Here is a 1,990-nt window from a genome sequence, read left to right as displayed (position 1 = left end):
GGTATCTTTACCGCCCAGAGGGCGGCGTTACGTAAATTTTTAATTTTTAATTTTTAATTTTTAATTCTTAACAGGGACGGATAACCGCCCTTCCACTTTTTAGCACTCAGCGCCACAGAGTGCTAAATTTGCTAATGGAAGCAATAGGACACTTAAAATGGTCAAAATAATAGCATTTAGCGATCAATCCAGACGGGCACTAGAGCGTGGCGTTAACGCCCTCGCTGATGCCGTCCGCATCACCCTAGGGCCCAAAGGTCGCAATGTCTTACTCGAAAAGAAGTACGGCGCACCACACATTGTTAACGATGGTATCACCGTTGCTAGAGAAATCGAACTCGAAGATCCCTTAGAAAATACGGGAGCTCGCCTGATTCAGGAAGTAGCCTCAAAAACTAAAGATATCGCAGGCGACGGCACTACCACAGCCACAGTCCTCGCCCAAGCACTAATTCGCGAAGGCTTGAAAAACGTAGCCGCAGGCGCGAATCCAGTAGCTTTACGTCGCGGTATTGACAAAAGTATCGCTCATTTGGTAGCAGAAATTGAGAAAATCGCCAAGCCAGTAGAAGGCGCTGCGATCGCCCAAGTCGCTACCATCTCCGCTGGTAATGATGAAGAAGTCGGCGCGATGATTTCCGAAGCAATGGATCGCGTTACCAAAGACGGCGTAATCACTGTAGAAGAATCTAAATCTCTCTCTACAGAACTAGAAGTAGTCGAAGGGATGCAGTTAGATCGGGGTTATCTTTCCCCCTACTTCGTCACCAATGGCGATCGCATGGAAGTTGAATATGAAAACGTCCGCATCCTGATTACGGACAAAAAAATTAACGTCATTCAGGAATTAATACCAGTCCTCGAAAAAATTGCCCGTACAGGTCAACCCTTACTAATTATCGCCGAAGATATTGAAGGCGAAGCCTTAGCAACTCTCGTAGTTAATAAAGCGCGAGGCGTACTCAACGTAGCTGCTATTAAAGCACCTGGATTTGGCGATCGCCGCAAAGCTATGCTTCAAGATATCGCCGTCCTCACAGGCGGCCAACTGATCTCCGAAGAAGTCGGACTCAGCCTAGATGCAGTCTCCCTCGAAATGCTGGGCACCGCCCGTAAAATCACCATCGATAAAGAAAGCACCACCATTGTTGCCGGCGAAACCAGCAAAGGAGATGTCGAAAAACGCATCGTTCAACTTCGCAAGCAACTTGCAGATACCGATGGAGAATACGACAAAGAAAAACTCCAAGAAAGAATTGCCAAACTAGCTGGCGGAGTCGCCGTAATTAAAGTCGGCGCAGCCACCGAAACCGAACTTAAAGATCGTACTCTACGCATTGAAGATGCTCTAAATGCTACCAAAGCCGCTGTAGAAGAAGGCATCGTCCCTGGCGGCGGTACAACCTTAATTCACTTAGCGACCAAAATCAAAGACATCAGAGATAGCCTCTATGATGAAGAAAAAATCGGTGCAGATATCCTAGCAAGAGCCTTAGAAGCACCTTTGCGCCAAATAGCTGACAATGCAGGCGTTGAAGGCACTGTCGTCGTCGAGCACGTCCGGGATCTCGACTTTAACTTCGGCTACAATGCGCTCACAAACGAATATGTAGACATGATCGCCGCTGGTATTATTGACCCTGCCAAAGTAGTGCGATCGGCTTTGCAAAACGCTGGTTCCATTGCTGGGATGGTTTTAACCACAGAGGCCCTAGTTGTCGAAAAGCCTGAACCTAAGAAAGCTGGCGGTGGCGGCGACATGGGCGACATGGGCGGCATGGGCGGCATGGGTGGCATGGGCGGCATGGGCGGCATGGGCGGCATGGGCGGCATGGGTATGATGTAGTTCTGTGCGCGATCGCCAAGGTAACTCTTGACTAATTTCGTAACGCCGCCCTCTGGGCGGTATTTCACGATAAAATACCATCTGACAAACTAGCTAAATCTAACTAATTTCGTAACGCCGCCCTCTGGGCGGTCAATTACCGCC

1 protein-coding gene is annotated in these 1,990 nt (G+C 48.8%); it reads left to right on the top strand.

The window, feature by feature from the left end; translation table 11 throughout:
• Positions 1-157: 157 nt before the first annotated feature.
• Positions 158-1,846, top strand: a complete 1,689-nt coding sequence (gene groL, locus PY364_RS19620) for a chaperonin GroEL (protein ID WP_275525028.1) — start codon at positions 158-160, stop codon at positions 1,844-1,846.
• The last annotated feature ends 144 nt before the right edge of the window (positions 1,847-1,990 follow it).

The organism is Kamptonema sp. UHCC 0994 (genome assembly GCF_029167235.1).
In the GTDB taxonomy this organism is placed as follows: Bacteria; Cyanobacteriota; Cyanobacteriia; order Cyanobacteriales; family Microcoleaceae; genus Kamptonema.
This window is presented reverse-complemented; position numbering and strand designations above follow the sequence as displayed.

Excerpts from the sequence above, each read along its gene's own strand:
- groL (WP_275525028.1), top strand. The coding sequence starts at position 158 with ATGGTCAAAATAATAGCATTTAGCGATCAATCCAGACGGGCACTAGAG.